19 protein-coding genes and 2 pseudogenes are annotated in these 20,512 nt (G+C 40.6%); 7 read left to right on the top strand and 14 right to left on the bottom strand.

Features of this window, described 5'->3' with window-relative positions; translation table 11 throughout:
* Nucleotides 1-37: 37 nt before the first annotated feature.
* The 4 genes from nhaC to hppD form a co-directional block, all read right to left on the bottom strand.
* Nucleotides 38-1,444, bottom strand: a complete 1,407-nt coding sequence (nhaC, locus tag JMY06_RS08520) for a Na+/H+ antiporter NhaC (RefSeq protein WP_201617895.1) — start codon at nucleotides 1,442-1,444, stop codon at nucleotides 38-40.
* A gap of 61 nt (nucleotides 1,445-1,505) precedes the next feature.
* Nucleotides 1,506-1,847, bottom strand: coding sequence for a 4a-hydroxytetrahydrobiopterin dehydratase (locus JMY06_RS08525; protein ID WP_201617896.1), 342 nt, complete (start codon nucleotides 1,845-1,847; stop codon nucleotides 1,506-1,508).
* Between the two features lie 88 nt (nucleotides 1,848-1,935).
* Entirely contained in the window at nucleotides 1,936-2,754 is an 819-nt protein-coding gene (phhA, locus tag JMY06_RS08530; protein ID WP_201617897.1) for a phenylalanine 4-monooxygenase, read from the bottom strand.
* Nucleotides 2,755-2,971: 217 nt separating this feature from the next.
* Complete coding sequence (gene hppD, locus JMY06_RS08535; RefSeq protein ID WP_201617898.1) at nucleotides 2,972-4,075, bottom strand: 4-hydroxyphenylpyruvate dioxygenase; 1,104 nt, start codon at nucleotides 4,073-4,075, stop codon at nucleotides 2,972-2,974.
* A gap of 136 nt (nucleotides 4,076-4,211) precedes the next feature.
* Here hppD and JMY06_RS08540 point away from each other — a divergent pair, with 136 nt between their 5' ends.
* The 4 genes from JMY06_RS08540 to JMY06_RS08555 all read left to right on the top strand — a co-directional run bounded on the left by JMY06_RS08540 (nucleotide 4,212) and on the right by JMY06_RS08555 (nucleotide 8,835).
* A complete protein-coding gene (locus tag JMY06_RS08540; RefSeq protein WP_201617899.1) occupies nucleotides 4,212-5,141 on the top strand; it encodes a LysR family transcriptional regulator in 930 nt (309 codons plus the stop codon).
* 145 nt (nucleotides 5,142-5,286) lie between these two features.
* Nucleotides 5,287-6,483: an aromatic amino acid transaminase gene (locus tag JMY06_RS08545; protein WP_201617900.1), complete on the top strand. Its 1,197-nt coding sequence runs from the start codon at nucleotides 5,287-5,289 to the stop codon at nucleotides 6,481-6,483.
* A 300-nt stretch (nucleotides 6,484-6,783) separates the two neighbouring features.
* Nucleotides 6,784-8,094 carry a fumarylacetoacetase gene (fahA, locus tag JMY06_RS08550; RefSeq protein ID WP_413786903.1) on the top strand — a complete coding sequence of 437 codons (1,311 nt, stop codon included), beginning with the start codon at nucleotides 6,784-6,786 and terminating at the stop codon, nucleotides 8,092-8,094.
* 165 nt (nucleotides 8,095-8,259) lie between these two features.
* A complete protein-coding gene (locus tag JMY06_RS08555; protein ID WP_201617901.1) occupies nucleotides 8,260-8,835 on the top strand; it encodes a VOC family protein in 576 nt (191 codons plus the stop codon).
* 58 nt (nucleotides 8,836-8,893) lie between these two features.
* On the opposite strand, the gene JMY06_RS08560 is transcribed toward JMY06_RS08555, so the two are convergent.
* Entirely contained in the window at nucleotides 8,894-9,757 is an 864-nt protein-coding gene (locus JMY06_RS08560; protein WP_201617902.1) for an IclR family transcriptional regulator, read from the bottom strand.
* Between the two features lie 235 nt (nucleotides 9,758-9,992).
* Here JMY06_RS08560 and maiA point away from each other — a divergent pair, with 235 nt between their 5' ends.
* Nucleotides 9,993-10,640, top strand: coding sequence for a maleylacetoacetate isomerase (maiA, locus tag JMY06_RS08565; protein ID WP_227672253.1), 648 nt, complete (start codon nucleotides 9,993-9,995; stop codon nucleotides 10,638-10,640).
* A 972-nt stretch (nucleotides 10,641-11,612) separates the two neighbouring features.
* Here the strand turns inward: maiA and JMY06_RS08570 are convergent.
* From JMY06_RS08570 to JMY06_RS08610, 9 genes and pseudogenes are all read right to left on the bottom strand, one after another.
* Nucleotides 11,613-12,005 (bottom strand): annotated as a pseudogene (locus tag JMY06_RS08570) (sulfite exporter TauE/SafE family protein); the annotation flags it as partial.
* Between the two features lie 310 nt (nucleotides 12,006-12,315).
* Entirely contained in the window at nucleotides 12,316-12,807 is a 492-nt protein-coding gene (locus tag JMY06_RS08575) for a flavin reductase (RefSeq protein ID WP_201617903.1), read from the bottom strand.
* Between the two features lie 148 nt (nucleotides 12,808-12,955).
* On the bottom strand, nucleotides 12,956-14,002 hold the full coding sequence (locus JMY06_RS08580) for a methionine synthase (RefSeq protein ID WP_201617904.1): 1,047 nt from the start codon (nucleotides 14,000-14,002) through the stop codon (nucleotides 12,956-12,958).
* 43 nt (nucleotides 14,003-14,045) lie between these two features.
* Nucleotides 14,046-15,038 (bottom strand): DUF1852 domain-containing protein, encoded by a 993-nt coding sequence (locus JMY06_RS08585; protein WP_201617905.1) that lies wholly within the window; start codon nucleotides 15,036-15,038, stop codon nucleotides 14,046-14,048.
* 244 nt (nucleotides 15,039-15,282) lie between these two features.
* On the bottom strand, nucleotides 15,283-15,540 hold the full coding sequence (locus tag JMY06_RS08590) for a hypothetical protein (protein ID WP_201617906.1): 258 nt from the start codon (nucleotides 15,538-15,540) through the stop codon (nucleotides 15,283-15,285).
* Nucleotides 15,541-15,653: 113 nt separating this feature from the next.
* Nucleotides 15,654-16,859: a YcjF family protein gene (locus tag JMY06_RS08595; RefSeq protein WP_201617907.1), complete on the bottom strand. Its 1,206-nt coding sequence runs from the start codon at nucleotides 16,857-16,859 to the stop codon at nucleotides 15,654-15,656.
* A gap of 260 nt (nucleotides 16,860-17,119) precedes the next feature.
* On the bottom strand, nucleotides 17,120-17,575 hold the full coding sequence (locus tag JMY06_RS08600) for a transporter associated domain-containing protein (RefSeq protein ID WP_201617908.1): 456 nt from the start codon (nucleotides 17,573-17,575) through the stop codon (nucleotides 17,120-17,122).
* A 5-nt stretch (nucleotides 17,576-17,580) separates the two neighbouring features.
* The gene (locus tag JMY06_RS08605) at nucleotides 17,581-18,096 is read right to left on the bottom strand and encodes a CNNM domain-containing protein (RefSeq protein WP_201617909.1); all 516 of its coding nucleotides are present in this window, start codon (nucleotides 18,094-18,096) and stop codon (nucleotides 17,581-17,583) included.
* Between the two features lie 412 nt (nucleotides 18,097-18,508).
* Nucleotides 18,509-19,636 carry a M14-type cytosolic carboxypeptidase gene (locus JMY06_RS08610; protein WP_201617910.1) on the bottom strand — a complete coding sequence of 376 codons (1,128 nt, stop codon included), beginning with the start codon at nucleotides 19,634-19,636 and terminating at the stop codon, nucleotides 18,509-18,511.
* A 213-nt stretch (nucleotides 19,637-19,849) separates the two neighbouring features.
* Here JMY06_RS08610 and JMY06_RS08615 point away from each other — a divergent pair, with 213 nt between their 5' ends.
* Together JMY06_RS08615 and JMY06_RS12020 are read left to right on the top strand one after the other, a co-directional pair.
* Nucleotides 19,850-20,038: a hypothetical protein gene (locus JMY06_RS08615; protein ID WP_201617911.1), complete on the top strand. Its 189-nt coding sequence runs from the start codon at nucleotides 19,850-19,852 to the stop codon at nucleotides 20,036-20,038.
* 12 nt (nucleotides 20,039-20,050) lie between these two features.
* Nucleotides 20,051-20,260, top strand: a pseudogene (locus JMY06_RS12020) (DUF3293 domain-containing protein); the annotation flags it as partial.
* Nucleotides 20,261-20,512 lie beyond the last annotated feature (252 nt).

Here is a 20,512-nt window from a genome sequence, read left to right on the forward strand (position 1 = left end):
ATAGAGGTCTTTAATAAGTTTAAAGGATTAAAAAATATTAACCGTCAACTTCTTGCTTAACCGGATCGGCCTTACTAATAGTAATCCCAGTAAAACCAAACAATATCGTCAATAGAAAGGACAGATAACAGAAGAATGCGTAAGGTACATATTCAAGCACTGGCACACCTAATGCTTGGCTGATAAAGACACCACACACACTCCAAGGTACCAATGGGTTAATGACCGTACCGGCATCTTCAATGGTGCGTGATAAGTTTTTAGGGTGTAGATTTAAGCGCTCAAAGGTGGGACGAAAAGCGGTACCTGATAATAGGATACTTAAATACTGCTCACCGATTAGTACGTTGATACTTAAGGCTGTCATAGCGGCGGCAAAGATAGCGCGACCTGAACTGGTCAGCATATCTCTGATACCTAACAGCAACGCAGGCAAGATACCCAATGCGCGTAGCAGACCACCGAGGCTTAATGCCAAGATAACAATAGTCTGTGTAAAGAACATGCTCTGCATACCACCGCGTGAGATCATGCCACCTACTTCGCCTAGCTCTAAGTTTTCGGCAGGAGCATACCCGCCAAACATGTAGCCGCCTAACTGTCCGATACTGGGGGTACTGTGCAAATAGGTAATGATTAAAGCGGTAGCAATCGTGTAAATAATGGTATAGATAGCATTCACTCGGCATAACGCTAACACGACCAACACGATAAACGGTAGTACTGAATAACCATGCACTAAGCCGCTATCGACCAGCTGCGACTGCAACAGGGTAACTTGATCTAAATTGCCGGTACCAGCCTGCCCAGAGAAGAACCAAAACAGCCCCACAGTGATGAGCCAAGCTGGCACAGTGGTATACATCATATTACGAATATGCTCAAACAAATCAATGCCCACGACAGAAGAAGCAAGCGTACAAGTATCTGATAGTGGGGACATTTTGTCGGCAAAGAATGCGCCTGAGACTATGGCACCTGCAGCGATAGCGACGTTGGCATCGAAGGCATTACTCATCCCAATAAAGGCCACGCCTATAGTCGCTGCCGTGGTCAAACTACTGCCCAGCGCTACCCCGATAATTGAGGTCAAGACAAAGGCAGAGATATAATAATACTGCGGTGAGATGAGATCAAAACCATAATACATAATGGTGGGAATAGCGCCCGACATCATGAGAGCAGCGACTAGCAATCCAATAAAGAATAATAAATAGATAGCACCAATACCACTGGCGACGCCTGAGGACATTTGTTCCTGCATCTTCTCAAAGCTTAAGCCTCTAAACATACCTAGGGCTAGCAAAACAGCAATAGCAAGCATTAATGATAGGTGGGGAACCCAGCCAAAGCCAATCATGGTGACACCCATAATCGCAATGACAACGCTAGCAATAATAAAAGCTGCCTTAGGAGATAGCTCGGTAAGTACTTGTGGAGGCATAACACATCCTTATGTTGCCAATTTGATTTGTATTTTTGAAAGTTCTATTTAGTTGTTTTTATTATTTATCGAGCAATTTATCGGTTTTTGCTGCCATAATAAAGTCATTACTATGTAGGCCTTTGATACTGTGCGACCACCAAGTAACCGTAACTTTGCCCCACTCTACTAAAATGCCAGGGTGATGCCCTTCTGCTTCAGCAATGTCTGCCAGTTGATTGGCAAATGCCATAGCTTTAACGAAGTTTTTAAACTTATATTGGCGTTGCAATTGATTGATGCCATCAACATTAATCAATGACCAAACAGGAATCTGTTTTAACAGCTCGTTTGCCTCTGCATCGCTGACTGTTGGTGCACCGATACGGCAGACTTCACAGCTGGCTTGTGATAATTCGGTCATGCTACTCTCCTATTATTATTTTGTATTGTGCTAGGTTGTTTTGATTTGATCTGGTTTACTGAATGGTTTGATTTATCCAATAAATTATCTAGGCATTCTTTGTTGGGTAGGTGGGCTCAAACAGACCTAATGAAAGTGCTTTTTTGACCATACTCATGATGTCACTATCGACAATGTCAAATAGCGTGTCTAGATGATCAATGGCATAATAAATAGGCTGAATTTGATCGATACGGTAAGGGGTACGTAGAACATCAAGCAAGTCAAATTCTCGGCAATCCGGCTCATCGCTTAGCGCATATACGGTCTCAGAAAGTGAGCTTAATATGCCGCCGCCATAAATTCTCCGGCTATCACGGGTTTGCCCAACCAAGCCAAATTCGATGGTGAACCAATATAACCGCGCCAGACAGGCCCTTTCCTCTTTACTGGCAGCGAGACCAAGCTTGCCATAAGTCTCGTTAAAGGTAGCAAAAGCAGGATGTGTCAGCAGCGGACAGTGCCCGACGATTTCATGGAAAATGTCAGGCTCTTCGATATAGTCCATATCATCAGGACAACGGATAAAGGTGGCAACAGGGAAGCGTTTGTCTGCTAGAAGTCTGAAGAATTTGCTAAAGCTGATGAGTGCCGGCACAGCAGCAGTCTGCCAGCCAGTAGTGGCTTGTAGTACCGCATCGATATCATGCAACTGTGGAATATGTGCCGTAGGAAGGTTCAGCTTCTCTAACCCTTCTAGATACGCTGGACAGGCACGATTTGGTATTTGCTCAGATTGACGAGTAAGCAGTGCTTGCCACATGACATTCTCATCGTCACTGTAATTGATGTAACCATGACTATCTGCTTGATGTGATATGTAAGGTTGCTTTTGATTGGATGTATCAGTAAAAGCGGTGCGTTCCATGCCTGCTTTCCTTATATTTTGTATTTATTCTAATAAATTTTTGTTTTGACCATTTCTTATTATAACGACAGTTTATTCTAGCTATTTTTGACTGAATCTATGAGTCGCTATGAATGACGGCTATAACCTGTGACTATGATATGCAACTATCAAAAATAATGGTGGCAAGACAAATCCCTTTTGTCCTGCCCGTTTATCTTATTCAGCAAAGTACTTACTATGCTTCAGTTTCTTTTTCAACGTTACCAATAGCGCCGCGACTGACTTGGTCACGCTCGATTGATTCAAACAATGCTTTAAAGTTCCCTTCGCCAAAACCATCTTCGTAATCACCTTTACGTTGGATAAATTCGAAGAATACGGGACTACCCAGAATAGTTTCAGAGAAAATCTGTAGCAGTAGACGTGGTGTGCCGCCTTCAGTCGTGCCATCTAGCAAGATACCTCGCATCTGTAGCTCAGAGACATTCTCGCCGTGGTTTGGTAGGCGTTCGCTGAGCATGTCATAATAAGCAGCTGTTGGCGCGGTCATTAATGGAATACCCGCGGCTTTGAGCTTATCGATACTAGCAAATAAGTCATCACTTGCTAAAGCAATATGCTGAATACCTTCACCATTGAAGTGCATCAAATACTCTTCAATTTGTCCGCCACCTTGCTTGGACTCTTCATTCAATGGAATACGGATTTTGCCATCAGGAGCAGTCATCGCTTTACTGGTCAATCCAGTATATTCACCTTTGATATCGAAAAAGCGAATTTCACGGAAGTTGAATATGCGCTCGTAAAAGGTTGCCCAATAGGCCATACGACCGCGGTAAACGTTGTGCGTCAAATGGTCGATAACTTTAAAACCATGCCCAACCGGATGTTTATCAACCTCTGGCAGATACTCAAAGTCGATATCATAGATTGAGTTACCATCGGTAAAACGATCAATCAGATAGATAAGAGAGCCGCCGATACCTTTGATAGCAGGTAGTCTGAGCTCCATGACACCTGTCGATACATCTACTGGCTGGGCACCATTTTCAATAGCGAGCTCATAAGCTTTCTTGGCATCTTTGACGCGAAATCCCATGCTAGTAGCCCCTGCTCCATGCTCTTCAACAAAATAGCTGGCTGGGCTTTTAGGTTCGCTGTTTAGTATGAGGTTAATGTCACCTTGACGGTATAAAGCGACATCTTTAGATCTATGGTTGGCAACATGAGTAAAACCAAGCTGCTCAAAAAGTGCGGATACCGCTTCAGGTTCAGGTGAGGCGAATTCAACAAAATCAAACCCTTGAAGTTCCATTGGGTTTTCAAATAAATCGGCCATTGTAATCATCCTTAATTTCAATCGGTGGGTTAAAAAATTCTATTAATCAATAATTATTATTGACGATTCATTTATATTAGATTAGCTTGATTTATAACACTAATCGTTTTTTATGATTTATTTATCAGGTTTCCTTATGAATGTAAGTATTCGCCAGCTAAATGCTTTTATCAAAGTGGCTGACAACGGCAGCTTTACCCGTGCCAGTGAGCAAATGCATTTGACCCAGTCTGCCGTCAGCGGATTGATTAAAGAGTTAGAGACCAACCTTGAAATAGTGTTGTTTGATCGCACTACTCGGCAGCTATCGTTATCTACAGTGGGGCGAAATCTGCTGCCACAAGCTCGTAGAGTCCTCAATGAAATGCACTTGTTTGTCAATGAAGCGAGCAGCTTGACTAGCCTCGCGCAAGGACAAGTACGATTAGCCGTATCGCAATTTGCCGCCTCATCCATGCCTGCGGTGGTGGCGCAATTTACTAAAGAATATCCTGATATTAGCGTGTCTTTGTTAGATTGCTCAGCAGAAAACGTGCTTGAGCACATTCAAAACATTGAGGTAGATTTGGGTGTGGGAGTAGAGCTTAGCTTTATGGAGGTAGACGATGACGTCAGTGCCGATTTGTTATATCAGTTGCCGTTTTGCGTGGTGATGCCTAACGATCATGAGCTGGCGCAACAAAGCGAGATAAGTTGGCAACAGCTGCTAGGAACCCCGTTGATTACTTTGAACGGCCCTATCAACGAGCAAGTAACCGCTGAGCTGGATGAAGCCGTCGCCACCCATATACAGCAAGCGCGTTATCAAGTGAACTTTATGTCCACTGCGCTTGAGATTACCCGTCAAGGCTTTGGTATCACCTTATGTCTGCCCTATATGCCTGAAGTGATTGACTGGGTGAGCGCCAATGGATTACAAATGCGGACGCTATCACAACCTGTGAAAATGCGACGATTTTTTATCTATCAGCGCTCCTCTCGAGGATTGTCGCCTGCTAGTATTATTTTTAAACAGTTTTTACAAACCTATTTTGACAGCCATTTCAACGATTTACAGAGTTTTTGAGAGCCTTTTAAAATATATTTTAAGAGCTAAATGAACGAATTAACGGGTTGTAGGAAAATCTAACGTTGAGTTAATAATCAAACTGGTCTATGCTTTTTGGCGGCTCAATTTATATTTTGTTGTATAAGAAAATAAGGGAAATGACATGTTTGAACGTATCGACTATTACGCTGGGGACCCGATTTTAGGGCTTATGGAAAAATTTTTGGCGGATAGTAATCCTAAAAAAGTAAACTTAGGCATTGGTATTTATTACGATGAAGCCGGCGAATTACCGATACTCGACTGTGTAAAAACGGCCGAACAGCGCATTGCCGACCCTATTTCCCCTAGACCTTATCTGCCAATGGCCGGACTGCCTGGGCATCGCAAAGGCTGTCAGGAGCTATTATTTGGTAAAGATGCTCCCGTCTTGAAAGAAAATCGGGTCGCCACCATCGCGACTATTGGCGGCTCTGGTGCTTTAAAAGTAGGCGCTGAGTTTATCAACCAGTGGTTCCCGCAGTCCAAATGCTATGTCAGTGATCCTACTTGGGGTAATCACATTGCCATCTTTGAAGGCGCTGATGTCGAAGTAGGCACCTACCCTTATTATGACAAAGCCACGAGTAATATCAGATTCGATGACATGGTCATATTTCTTGAAAAGCTAAATAAAAATGATGTGGTGTTATTACATCCTTGCTGTCATAACCCAACCGGCATGGACTTAACCCAAGCGCAATGGAACACAGTGCTAGAGGTCATTCAACAGCGTGAACTGATCCCATTTATGGACATTGCTTATCAAGGTTTTGGCGAAGATATGGACAGCGATGCTTATGCCATTCGCAAAGCCGTAGATATGGGTCTGCCAGTATTTGTCAGTAACTCATTTTCTAAAAACTTATCGCTATATGGCGAGCGTGTTGGCGGTCTATCAGTCGTTTGTCCTACCGCAGATGAAGCCGAGCGAGTCTTTGGTCAACTCAACTATATAGTCCGTTGTATCTACTCAAGCCCTCCATCACATGGCGGCCGTGTGGTCGATATCGTTATGAATGACGAGCAATTACACCAGCAATGGGTTGGCGAAGTTTATGGTATGCGTGACCGTATCAAAGCCATGCGTATTAAACTCAAATCGGTATTAGAAGCCAATCTCCCTGAACACGACTTTGACTATATTACCCTTCAAAACGGCATGTTTAGCTTTACCGGACTGACACCTGAGCAAGTCGAACGCCTACAAAGCGAGTTTGGCATCTACATGGTATCCAACTCACGCATGTGTGTGGCCGGCCTCAATGTCAGTAATATTGACTATGTTGCCAATGCGATGGTAGAAGTCTTAAAAGACTAATACTCAATTGAATTAAATAAATAAGCTGATTTTAAAAGAGCTGGGCGATTGCCCAGCTCTTTTATTTTAAAGGCTTTTATTATTAAATAAGCCAACGAAAAAAGACTACTTTATACGAGCCAGATAGCAAACCAAATAGCAAGATAGTTACCAAAACTCCTTGCAATATGACTGGTTATAAATTACATTATTCGTAAGCAGTTAACTATAGCGTAATTTACTGCACTGACTCTTATTATATTAACTAAGAAACCATTACCTTAATTCAGCCACTTATACTCATTTAGCAAGGAGCATTTCATGTCAACGATTGACAAAAACCTCACTTCATTTATCGATATCGCTAGCGATTCTGATTTCTCAATTCATAACCTACCTTATGGCATCTTTAGTGAGACTGAAGACGCGACTGGCAATAATAAGCGCCGTGCCGGTGTAGCCATTGGCGAGCACGTCTTAGATCTATCGGTACTTGAAACCGAAGGTCTGCTAACACTAGAAGGTGGCAGTTATTTTGATCAGCCTACACTAAACCCTTTCATTGAATCCGGTCGCGACAACTGGACGAAAGCGCGCAAAACTATCCAAACTCTACTCTCTGCTGACAGCAAAGATTTAGGTGACAATCAAGACTTGCAGAAAAAAGCACTATTTAAGCAAGCAGACGTCACCATGCATTTGCCAGTACGCGTTCCCGGCTATACTGACTTTTATTCTTCTAAAGAACATGCCACTAACGTCGGCACCATGTTCCGCGATCCTGACAATGCCTTATTGCCCAACTGGAAAGAGATGCCTGTGGCTTATAACGGTCGCGCCAGCACCGTCATCGTCAGTGGTACCGATATTGTCCGTCCTTCAGGTCAGCTAAAACCCAGCCCTGATGAGCGTCCTATTTTCTCACCTTGTAAGCGTCTTGATTTTGAACTTGAGACCGCCTTTATCGTCGGTCAACCTAACAAAATTGGTCAACCTATCGCTATTGAAAACGCCTGGGATCATATCTTTGGCATGGTGTTATTTAACGATTGGTCAGCTCGTGACATTCAAAAATGGGAATATGTACCCTTAGGTCCTTTTAATGCCAAAACCTTTGCTTCTGAGATTTCACCTTGGATTGTCACTTTAGACGCTTTGCAACCTTTTAAAACATCCATCCCTACGCAAGATCCGAAGCCGCTTGCCTACTTACGTGACAAAGCGGACGATAATACCTTTGATATCAATTTATCAGTAGAGCTGATGCCTGCTAACTCTGCTAGCACTGACAGTGCAACCGTCCTTTGTGAGAGCAACTTTAAATATCTGTACTGGTCAATGACCCAGCAGCTTACCCACCACACTATCTCTGGCTGTAAAGTAGAAGTCGGTGACATGATGGGTTCAGGTACGATTTCAGGGCCGACGCCAGATACTTTCGGCTCCATGCTAGAGTTGGCTTGGAACGCAACCAAACCTATTACACTAAATAATAGCGAAAAGCGCAGCTTCATTGAAGATGGCGATACTGTGATTATGAAAGGCTATGCTGAAAAAGACGGCGTTCGTGTTGGCTTTGGTGAAGTACGCGGTACCGTATTGCCCGCTTTAGAGTTTAATTTTTCAGACTAATCATTGCACTGATATAAATTCAAAGCACTGCACTACTTTATAAATAAATTTTTATAAATTGCAGTTCAGCTCAATCAAGCAAAGCAGCAACTGTATTTTTATTACTATAAATCTACTGTTGCTGTAATTGCCCTCTTTTAATTATTTGTCAAAAGGATATTGATAATGACCTTTAAAATAGAACAAATCCATCACGTTGCTTATCGCTGTAAAGACGCGAAAGAGACCGTCGAATGGTATCAAAAACACCTTAATATGGACTTCATCTTGGCATTTGCTGAAGATCATGTGCCTTCGACCAAAGCCTTTGACCCATACATGCATGTGTTTTTAGATGCTGGTAATGGCAATGTGTTGGCGTTTTTTGAAGTACCTAATCAACCTGAGATGGGCTTTGACCCCAACACCCCAGACTGGGTGCAGCATCTGGCGATGAAAGTAAAAGACCGCGATACCTTAATAGCTGCTAAAAAGCATTTAGAGGAAGGCGGTATTGATGTTATCGGGGTTACCAATCATGGTATTTTCCATTCTATTTATTTCTTCGATCCTAATGGCCATCGTATGGAACTCACCTACGATGATATTACTTCAGAAGAAAAAGTCTCAATGATTACGGAAGAAATCAAGCAAGATATGCTTGATGAATGGACGCGTACCAAACGTGCCCCAAGCCATACGCACTTTTTGCATACCGAAGAGCTTGCCGAAGCAAAAGAGCATGTTCCTGTTGGAGAATGATTGAAAGCAAAAAGTAAAAGTTAACTTTTAAATCATTAACCTTTAAACAGAATATTCGCTAAGCAATTTGATAACGTTGAGCTATCACCCGTATTTTATCGGCAACTTCATGCTGTTTACTCATGGGTAGCTGCTCTGAAGTACCAATAATAGTAATGGCATAGTCCAATGGCAAATCTTTAACAAAAGCATCTGTAGCGCCATCTTTATCGTTAGCCAATTTCGGCAACAGTACCGGGATAGTAATGGCGTTGATACCTATTAACATATCACCGGTGACTGTTGCATAACCTTGTGTGCGAACATCAGCTTGTATCTGCTTAAAGTGCAACCATTTGGCCGATATTTCAGCGCTGCTTAATGTAGCAGATTTGCCTTGCCACTCTGCCACTACCAATGGTTTGATGACAGCATCTGGTTGATAGCTGGCAAACAACTGCCCTGTGGCAGAAGTGGTCAGTGGCATGCGTGAGCCGATACGCGTAATGATGCTAATCGGACTATCTGGCTCAACGGACTGAATAATAATGGGGCCTTCACTAAACCACTTGGCGATTTGTACCCCGCAGTTTAGAACATCTTCAATGTCATTGGCGGCCGTAGTCAGTCGCTGTAAGATGTTATTTTGATTGAGACCTGTATGGCCTAAAGCCCCTAAAGCGTTAATCCGTTCGCCCAGTCCATAGCGTCCATCATCGAGCTTACGAGCATAGCCTTTACGAATCAGGCTAACTAAGTAACGATGAGATTTGGCCGGATGCATCTGCATCGCTTGAGCAATGTCTTTTAGCATCATAGGCTCGTTATAAGCTATCAATACATCTAATATCGATAACCCAATCTCAAGTGACTGCACGCCACCTTGGTTCTTGTTCGATGGTAAAGAATTACTTAAGGTTGAAGCGTTATCTGATGATGACATTGTTTGCTCAGTTGCCTGTTTTTTGCTCAGTTAAATAAAGATACTACTTGATGCTTATATCTAACCGTTTGAAATAAGCTAGATTTCACTTTTAAGGTTACCAGTTTAAGCGCATTGATTTAAAAAAATCTACTTGCGACGACTCATAACACCTTGTTAAGTTTAGCAGATTTATGATTGTGACTGATTATATACATAATGATGAGCGTTTGATACCTGCCCAAAATGGAGAATAATGATGAAGCTTTATAATTACTTTCGCAGTAGTACCTCTTACCGTACTCGTATTGCCATGAACCTTAAAGGTTTAGATTATGACTATATCGCGGTTAATTTGGCCCAGGATAAACAGTTAGAAACAGCATTTAAATCTATCAATCCGCAAGGGTTAGTGCCGGTCCTACAGACCGATGACTTATTGCTATATCAAAGCCCCGCTATTTTAGAGTGGTTAGAAGAGACTTATACGCAAAACCCTCTATTGCCTAAAGATGCTGCAGGCCGTATGCAAGTACGCGCACTTAGCGCTATGATTGGTTGTGATATCCATCCTCTTAATAATCGTCGTATCTTGCAGTATCTACGCAATGAGTTAACGGTTGGCGAAGATAAGGTTATGGTCTGGTGCCAACATTGGATGGACGAAGGCTTTGCTGCTTTAGAGAAACTATTAGCAGCAGACAAATCACGTGGGAAATTTTGCTATGGCGACAGTCCGACGTTTGCAGACTGCTATTTAATACCGCAGGTCTCCTCCGCCCGCCGCTTTAAAGTAGATTTGACTCCTTATCCTAACATCGTCGCTATTGATGAGCATTGCCGCTCGTTTAAAGCTTTTGATGATGCTGGCCCTTCAAAACAACCTGATGCGCCAAATATTTAATATAAATTATCAAATAAAGCTTAGATTATTATAATTTAAAATTTATTTGACAATATCTTTTTTATCTTTTTATCGTAATCTGACAGCTTCACTTGATAGTTGCTTAATTTTATTCAATACGAAATAGACAATCTCCAGTCATTGGCTCTTGTTTATCGTTCATAAACTTAGTGCTTTTTGACGGCTATAATGCTGAAGAAAAAACAGGCTGACTTGTAACATATCAGACATGAATTACTTCATTATGCAGTGGTATGAATATAATTTTGATCAAGAAATATCATCAGCAACTCTATTACAAAATATATTTGTGAGCAAGAAAATATTGACGTGTTATGAATACTTCTAAGTTAATAGCATTAAATCATAAAGAGCATAAGTGGTTGTATATAATGTCAATATCTTTATTAGCTTAAAAACCAGTTTATAAATATTAATAATTTACTAGTGTCAATGTCAATCGAGTTATAACTGAATCATAATTAATAGAAGTGTAATCAACCTGGTGTTTTTTCGTAGAAAAATCAGTATCATCTCGCAATCCAAACAAATATAACGATAGCCTAAAGTTGTTAAATATGTTGTTAAAATTATTTAACTAAACAACGAGGTCTATTGTAATAAAGGCCTGTATGCAAATGGTCGATGCGTGGTGGGCGCACCAACAAACATAACGATAGTTAACGGTATCTGCTAGTTATACACGGTAAAAATAACGGTATTCACCGACACCGCTAATGATACCGTCAAAGTGGCTAGACGCAATATCAAGTAATCTTTACGCACTTCTATAATTTGAACTAGATGTCGAACCCTTTAATAATATGGGTAATGGAATATAATTACTATCTTAAATTTAAAATAGTTTGATTAACACAAATACAGAAAATACCTTTATAAGCTTTATATTTCAAAGCACATAGAAGCATTCTCTGTATAAAGGTTTTCCTAGTTGAGTGTGAGTAACTTGGGGTTTGAAGAAAGTACTTTATTAGCATCTATCAGCTTTTTGCCACCAGTAAGCATTGTAAATGCTACCCAAAGCAAAAATATTCCAACAATTAGCTGAAGATAAACCCCAGAGAGCCATCCTCCAAACCCTGCGCCTACAAAGCATCCACTCGCCATTCCTGATGCCAAATTTATAAATACAGGCCACATTTTATGGTGTGCCATTAAGGAACTTATAGACGTTACAACAATGGTCGCCAGTGAGGTACCTAAGGCCAAATGCATAATAGTGTCAGCACTGTAACCCATTTGGGTAAAGACGATATATAATAATGGCACGATGATCGTTCCACCGCCCACACCAAACAGCCCCGCAGCAAATCCTGCTAGAGCACCTATTATTAAGAGAATGATTAGGGCGTGTTGAACATTCTACCATAGCACTGACAGAGACTATTTTTTAGGCGATTCACAGTTAAAAATATCTAGTTTAGTCGTTCTAAGCGGATGTTTTTAACAAAGTAGCGGCAAAAAAGAGTCCTGTCCCTTTGGGCTGATATTAAAATTGCCCCATACTGCGTTGTAAATCTAGCTAAGGCATCTACATTATCGTCGATTTACGTCTTGTCTGGAACAATTTTAGCGATCAGCAGTGCTTATTTGTGAATGTTCAACACGCCCTAATTCCACGGGATACTTACTTCATAGTTTGATGCCAATTAACTTAAGCGATTTCTACTTGACCAACTTGATGATAAGCACGATTAAAATAAACCAAACTTTCATCTTGTTGACTTTGTTTGATTGCGACAACACGACACATAAAAATACTATGCGTTCCAACTTCCTGAATTTGCTCAATCTCACAATCAAAACTTACCAACGCATCTTCTAAAACAGGTGCACCTGTTTCTAATTCAGTCCAAGAACCCTGTTTAAATCGCTCTTCTGAACGCAATTTGGATGCAAATGCATTGGATATCTGTTCATGCTGTGCGCCTAACACATTGACACTTAAAATTTTATTTTCAATAAAATGTGCATGTGACCGAGATGTCTGATTCATACAGACCAACAACGTTGGCGGTGTATCTGTGACACTACATACCGCAGATGCCGTAAACCCATGACAACCAGATGTGCCTTCTGTGGTGATAACATTGACCGCAGTCGTTAACAAAGACATTGCATTTCTAAAGTCGGTTGTTTCAATCATCACTTAAATCCTAAATTTGACTATAGCTTGTCTGTAGGTTGCGCTAGAGCTACTTAATGGTCTAATCAGATTTGTTCAATCAAACCGAATGAACCAATTTGATGAGATCGGTTACACATCTTGAGATCGGTAAGTACATCGATAAGTACTAGGCAGTCAGTTCTTTACGAACAATTTCTGCGCCTGCACTTAAAGCATTCAACTTTCCTCGTGCAACTTGGCGAGACAGAGGTGCCATGCCACAGTTGGTCGAAGGATAGAGCTTGTCAGCATCGACAAATTGAAGTGCTGCTCTAAGCGTATTGGCAACTTCTTCAGGTGTCTCAATATTATTAGTTGCCACATCAATGGCACCGACCATCACTTTTTTACCGCGAATCAATTCAAGCAAATCCATTGGCACATGCGAGTTTTGACATTCAAGTGAGATAATATCAATCTTAGACTGTTGCAGTTTAGGAAACGCTTGCTCATATTGGCGCCACTCTGAACCAAGTGTCTTTTTCCAATCTGTATTGGCTTTGATGCCATAGCCGTAGCAAATATGAACAGCCGTTTCACATTTCAGACCTTCAAGTGCACGCTCTAACGTTGCAATACCCCAGTCGTTCACGTCATCAAAGAACACATTAAATGCAGGTTCATCGAATTGGATAATATCAACACCAGCAGCTTCTAATTCTCTCGCTTCTTGATTCAGAATTTTGGCAAATTCCCAAGCCAATTTTTCACGGCTTTTATAATGACCATCATACAGCGTATCAATCATAGTCATCGGGCCTGGCAGCGCCCATTTGATTGGCTGATTGGTTTGCTGACGTAAAAACTTAGCATCTTCAACAAAAACAGGCTTTTGACGGCTCACAGCACCAACGACTGACGGCACACTCGCATCATAGCGATTACGAATTTTCACGGTCTCACGCTGCTCAAAATCTACGCCATCAAGATGTTCAATGAACGTGGTCACAAAATGCTGACGGGTCTGCTCGCCATCACTGACGATATCAATCCCTGCATGCATTTGTTCCTGCAATGACACACGTAAAGCATCTTGTTTGCCTTCAATCAGTTGCTCACCTTCTAATGCCCAAGGTGACCAAATTGTCTCAGGTTCGGCAAGCCAAGAAGGTTTCGGTAAGCTGCCAGCGGTTGACGTCGGTAATAATGTCGGTTTCGGTAATAATGTTGTCATGTTAACTCATCTTCTATATTTTAATTTTTTATATTTCAGTTAGTTATGCAGCGTGTTCTTTAACATCGTAGCTTGCAGCCCATTGCTCAAGAATGGCTTGGTATGGCTTAATGAACTGTTCTTCAGTAAACTTACCCTGCGTCACCGCCATCTGGCTGCGCTCGGCGCGATCATACACAATTTGAGTCAGTGAATAATCTTGGTACTTCAAACTTGGCTGATACACTTGACCTGCTCTCGAGTTGGCATTATAAATTTCAGGGCGGTAGATCTTTTGGAAAGTCTCCATGGTACTGATTGCACTGATCAGCTCAAGATCGGTATAATCACTCAGCAAGTCACCCGCAAAATAAAACGCTAAAGGCGCAGTACTATTTGCAGCCATGAAGTAGCGAACGGTTAAGCCCATTTTATGAAAATAGTCATCGGTTAACGAATAGTCATCTTGTCTGTATTCAACCCCCAATACAGGATGCCGATTGGCAGTACGGTGATAAGTTTTACTGGTTGAAACACTGAGGCAAATCACAGGTTTTTTATTAAAGTTGGTTTTGTATGTCTCTGAGTTCAATAAGTATTGAAACAGTTTGCCATGTAAATCACCAAAACCCTCTGGCGTCGGTGATACTGGTTTTTTACTGTGATGTTCTGACAGTACGACGCTAAAGTCGTAATCGCGCACATAAGACGAGAAACTGTTACCGATCATACCGTCAATATGCTTGTTATGCTTATGGTCAACAATTGTTGTTTTCAATGTCTCGATGATAGGGAATGTATTACCATTGCCTTCAATATCCATGTCTACAGAAACAATGTCAACTTCAACAGAATAACGGTCTGCTGTCGGGTTGTCCCAATGCGCTAAAGCGTTAAAACGATTGTTTATCATTCTTAACGTTTTACGTAAGTTCTCTTGGCGATGCTCGCCACGAGCCAAATTCGCAAAGTTAGTCGTAAGACGCGTGCTGTCTGCAGGATGATAGTTTTCATCAAAACGAATGTTCTTAATTGAACAGGTAAATTCTTTACTCATGGTGATTCGCTACCCTAATTATCTGAGATAAAACCAAATTTCTGTATGAGATGAATCATACCTGAACCAATACATGAATAAAAATGACTTAACTTAAATTAAAGATGAGTAAAATTCATGTTTATGAGTTTATTGCATGAAAGAAGATTAGATAGCGGAAATTTTGACTACTTACTTAATGAAAAATTAAGCCTGTAAAAGATTTTAAATTTATAAATTATTAAGATGTGAATTGGCATATAGTCTATTTTGAATTATCTTTTTCAATTAGGGCATCACCAAACAAATCAAAGGGGCTCCAGCTAGCAAACACTAAATACTGCACAACTAACAGAATCGCACACCAAACTCCCACAATGTTTGCCACCTTTTGATAGATTTCCACCTTTTCATAGAAAATATTATTTTGATAGACTTCACTAATACGAAAAAGTGATACCAAAACAATAACAATACTTAAAACCCAAACTACTTGTAGCAATCTAACATACACAGTTCTCAAAATAATGCTCCTAAACTATACCTAATTCATGACTGTTAAAAAAATATGCCGTCCTAATGACGGCATATTTTTATTTGAATGAGACATAAAACAGGCGAACAGTGATAAACCTATTATTTTTTCGGCATTTTTACAAATACATCTTTAAACATCGCTAGGGCTGCTGATGTCTGCTCTGGTAGGATTGTTTTACCAGTTTCTTTATCAAAGTATGCTACAAGAACCCGGATATACGCATGCCCAACCGCCTGTGTCAGTACAGCAGCTGTTGAAGCTGAAATAGCACCACCTACGAGAGTACCAACAACTGGTATGAATTTTAGAGCATTAGATACTATGGCCTTGCCTACTTGGGCAATAGCAGTTGCACCGAGAACACCAGTAATCATAGTAACTGCTTTATTATTATCTTCATCGACTTCGAACTCAGAATTCAGAGCATAAATCAATTTACTTTGTACCGCAGCGATCAAAGGTGCATCAGAGCCAGGTATAGGAGAAGCACCAACCGTAGCCGCAGCTGCCGATGCAAAATGTACTTTTTTTCTTGCACTTTCTATCATGGCATTAAGTTTCTTTTGCATATCAACTTCTTGAGCCTTTCTTAAAGCCTCTATGTATTTTTGACGCTGTTTTTTTGTATTTTCTTGACCCTCAGTGAAGCAATCCTCAGTCCAGTTTATAAGTTCTTCTAGCCCACAAGTTGGGATGGTCATCCCTTTAAATGTATAGGAAACAGAGTTAACCCGCACATATCTATCTTTTACAAAATCCTTATGTTGCTCATCGATCTTTTTCTTAGCCATCTCGAAAAAACCAATACCTTTTTCATCTTCCATATCGGTAAAAACGACTACAGTAGGTATACCAAATTCTTTAGCAATATTTATTAAATCATGTTCACGTTCTTCTACTCTTCTAGAGCTTTCTTTAATACAGAGCCATGCTACGTGTGGGGCTTCGTCATCATTATTAGAATCAAATGCATCTTTAAATCCTTTTCTGATATCTTTGGTTAACATACCCCTAGTGTTTTCATAGTCTTTGGCTTCAATACCTTTAGTATCCCAAAGCGTCAAACCTTTACTTGGTATTTCAATTTTCTCAAGGAATTGAGTTACAGGTTCACCATCACCTGACTTAACAATTTTCTCACCAAATACAGCATTTACTAATGAGCTTTTACCCACTCCTGTAGCGCCAAATAATACAATATTGAGCTTTGACTTTCTTTTGTAAACTTCTTTTTTAGCTATCTCTTTATCAAACTCCTGTGTTTCTTCATTAAAAGAGCCGCCTAGGTATTCTCTGTAACTCATCCTGTCTTCCCTTTTTTTAATAAATTAACTTGTAAAAATACTATACTGCAGGTAAAAATTAGAGTCTATTCTTTAATAAACTAGGACTATACCAGTAAACACTCCAAAAGCGCCCATTATTCCTATACCGTATTTTCACGTGGAATAGGCCGAAAACGTGCATTTACTAGACATAGATTGTTGTACGCAATTTCCGGTCACGAAGCAGTGAAAAGTAACCTTCTTTTGTCAAGATGGTAGTGCGTCCAATAAATCGACTTTTAGTCGGCCTCATTTTCTTCGGAAGGAGTCAGATGCAGCATTTTTATGGATCGAGCATCGGTATCTAATATTTCTATTGTCCATCCATCAAAAGTTAATTTGTCTCCGGAGCGAGGTAGATATTTAAGCTTTGACAGGACCAGACCAGCAACAGTTTTGTAGTTTGGAACTGCAGGTAGCGATCCAGGAACAATACAGCTCCCGTCTTTTTGTTTTTCCAGCATTTTTTCACTAAGTACGTTGTTCTCAGGCTCTGGAACATCCCCAGCTAAAACCTCAAACACATCATGCAACGTAACAATCCCGATGACTGAGCCAAACTCATCAACTACAAATAACATTCGCGCCATAGCATGCTTTAATTTATTAAGCAGCTCTAACACTATGGACTTTTTTGATACAAAAACGGGCGGCTGCACTATTGCTGAATAGTCAATTTTGCCACCTTGTATCAAATTTCTCAGAATGTCCTTTTCTCGATTTCCTCTTCACTCATTTCTTCGTCCACAAACTCAAACAGATGACGTGGTGTCATCACAGTGCGCGCAGACCGAGTATCTAGCTCAAGAATATTTTCGAGCATAGAATGTTCATCGGCTTTGATTGTCCTAGACTCAAGCCCACCTGCAATTGTAATTTTGTCTGAGGGAGACTCTGGAATATGGAACAGGCGCATCAATAAATTATTGAATCCATGAAGCAGTGCAACAAACGGCGAAGCAGCAACCATAGCCCAACGCATCGGCATGATCACGAGCGTGGCGCAGTGCTCAAGCGCAGCCAGCGCGACGCGCTTTGGTAAAAGTTCTCCGAAGATCAACTTCAAATAAGTGGCTACAATGATCGATATAAATGTAGCTATGCCAGAAGCATAGGGTTTTAATAAAAGTAGCCTGTATCGCCCTTTGGCTTCAATACCTGGTCGATCACCGGATGCGGACTTCAATCGTTCTGGGCGTGAGACGATCAGCGCCATAGTAACCATCCCAACCATAAGACACTTATTAAATAGAATTAAGCTGCGTGGTTTAGTTTCTGTATAGGCGTAAAGCCGCCATTACCCATATTAGGGCGCTCATAATAGACCGGCGGAATGGAACCACTTATATTAGACTACCTAGCTAGTTGTATTTATTAGATCTTAAGCTGTTTTTCTATGCACTTCTAGCATTTAAATCAAGCGCCCAATCCTTTAAATCCATGGGTAATGAAATATAGATAATACGTACAATTTAAAGTAGATCCATTAATATAGATACACTAAATATCCTTATAGGGCATAACTTATAAAGCTTACAGGAGTATTTAAAGCATCTGGGTTTGCTTAGGTGAGTGTAAGAAACTTGGGGTTTGAGCAGCTACCCCAAGCAATTGGTCTAAATCATTAACTAACGTAAATTATCAACGACCGCCAACATTGCAACTAACGATGCCTCACCTAATTTAACAGAACGCTCTGGTGACCAACCCGTAGCCGAGTCGGGTACATTATCGTTATCTTTAAAAGGCATCTCCAAAGTATTTGCAAGGCAGTCAAAACGTTCAGCAACCCAGTTAGTTGCGAGAGTCATGTTCGCTTCACCTGGCGCATCAACGTCATAACCAAATTCAGACTGAAAATCGGCACTGGCTAATTTTAACACTTCTGAAAACCTATCCCGTAGACGCGCGAGGTGGTCGTTATAACTTGGCGTACCTTCAGAGCCGGCAAGGAACACAAAAGATAATGCTTCATCACCGTGCACATCATAGAATAGGTCAACACCTGTCTCTTCCATTTTATTGATCACATGAAACACCTCAGGGCTTTTTTCTAAGCTTGGATTTAACCACTCACGGTTTAGGTTAGCCCCTACTGCGTTAGTGCGTAAATGACCGCGCGCACTACCATCAGGGTTCATATTGGGTACAATATAGAAGTTAGCTTTATCTAATAATAACTTACCAGTGGCATTATCACTATCTAACAAGCTGTGCATTAGACCATCGACTAACCATTCAGCCATCGTTTCACCTGGATGCTGACGCGCAGTGATCCAAATATTGCGTTTGTTAGTATCACCATTACCTATTTTAACTAAGGTTAAATCTCGTTTATCAAGAGTTTCACCTAAATGCTCTAAATTTACTAACGGGTGCATTTGTACTGCTGCTAATAAATCTTGATGACGCTCATAACTGTAAGGGGTAAAATAGGCAATTTGAATAGTTTCATACTCCATATCTGCCATTATGGTTAACTTTCCGTCTTTATAAGATGTTGGCAGACGGAACCAATGCCGACGATCGTACGAAGCAACTGCTTGGTAGTTTTCCCATCCTTCAGGGTATGACGCTTCCCCTGCATTCAGAATATTGAGAACATATTGCTCTCCAACCTGACCTGATAGACGAAAGTTAAACCACTGGAAAAACTCTCCCCCAAAGTCTGGACGAATAGCCAACTGAATATCTTTTTTATCATCTAAATTAATAACGTCAATATTACCTGCATCGAAATTAGCAGTGATACGCATAATTTTTCCTTAATTAGTTTTTATCATAACTTTTGATACCATTTTTCTTTAGACTGGAGCTGTAGCAGTCGGGGCAATTGATATTTATCTGCGTCTTCATGACCTCAAATATAACATTTTTTCTACGGCTGTAACCTCTCGTTTAATTCCTCAGTATACTTTCTAAAACAACACCAATAAACGATTAGAAGTCATTATTTTATCAAGCTATCCATGTTAAGCCCTTCCCTCTTACAAGATTATCATCAAACCAATTATTGTTTTGGTAATACCATACTCAATATTAATAAGCTTTCCTTTAAAGCTGCAATTATTTTAAAGCCATTTGCTACAAACGGTGGATTATTTATAACGGCTTGGAATCCATTAGGAAAAGAGGTTACGGTTAAAGATAATGAATAAGCCAATAAAACCTTAAAAGCAGAACTACTTAAGAAAGGTCTCACTATAATTGACGGGTATGCTGAAAGCCCTGACGGTGCATGGCGAGAAGATAGTTTCTTTGCTTATTCAATAGATGAAGAAACCAGTCTCGAATTGTATTGTTCCTTCCATCAAAATACTGTGATGTATATTGGCTGTGATGGAATACCTGTATTACTAATAAATCCTGAGCTTTCTTAATCAAATTATAGCTCAAACTAAAGAAAGATACCTGCTATTGAAAGCTTTATTTAAAAAAGAGAGGGTTGTCTGATACTCGTGACAAACTATACCTAACAGACGCTGGGTACATTAGATGTCATACAGTAAAAGAAGTTGTATGCCGCTAACATCGCAAAAGCAATCGACATCGTACTGAGCTATGCTGAAGAAACCGTAGAGATAAACTTGGTAAACTAACGACTCGACAAGGAGTTTACCATGACCAAGAAA

The organism is Psychrobacter urativorans (genome assembly GCF_904846675.1).
GTDB classification, from domain to species: Bacteria; Pseudomonadota; Gammaproteobacteria; order Pseudomonadales; family Moraxellaceae; genus Psychrobacter; species Psychrobacter urativorans_B.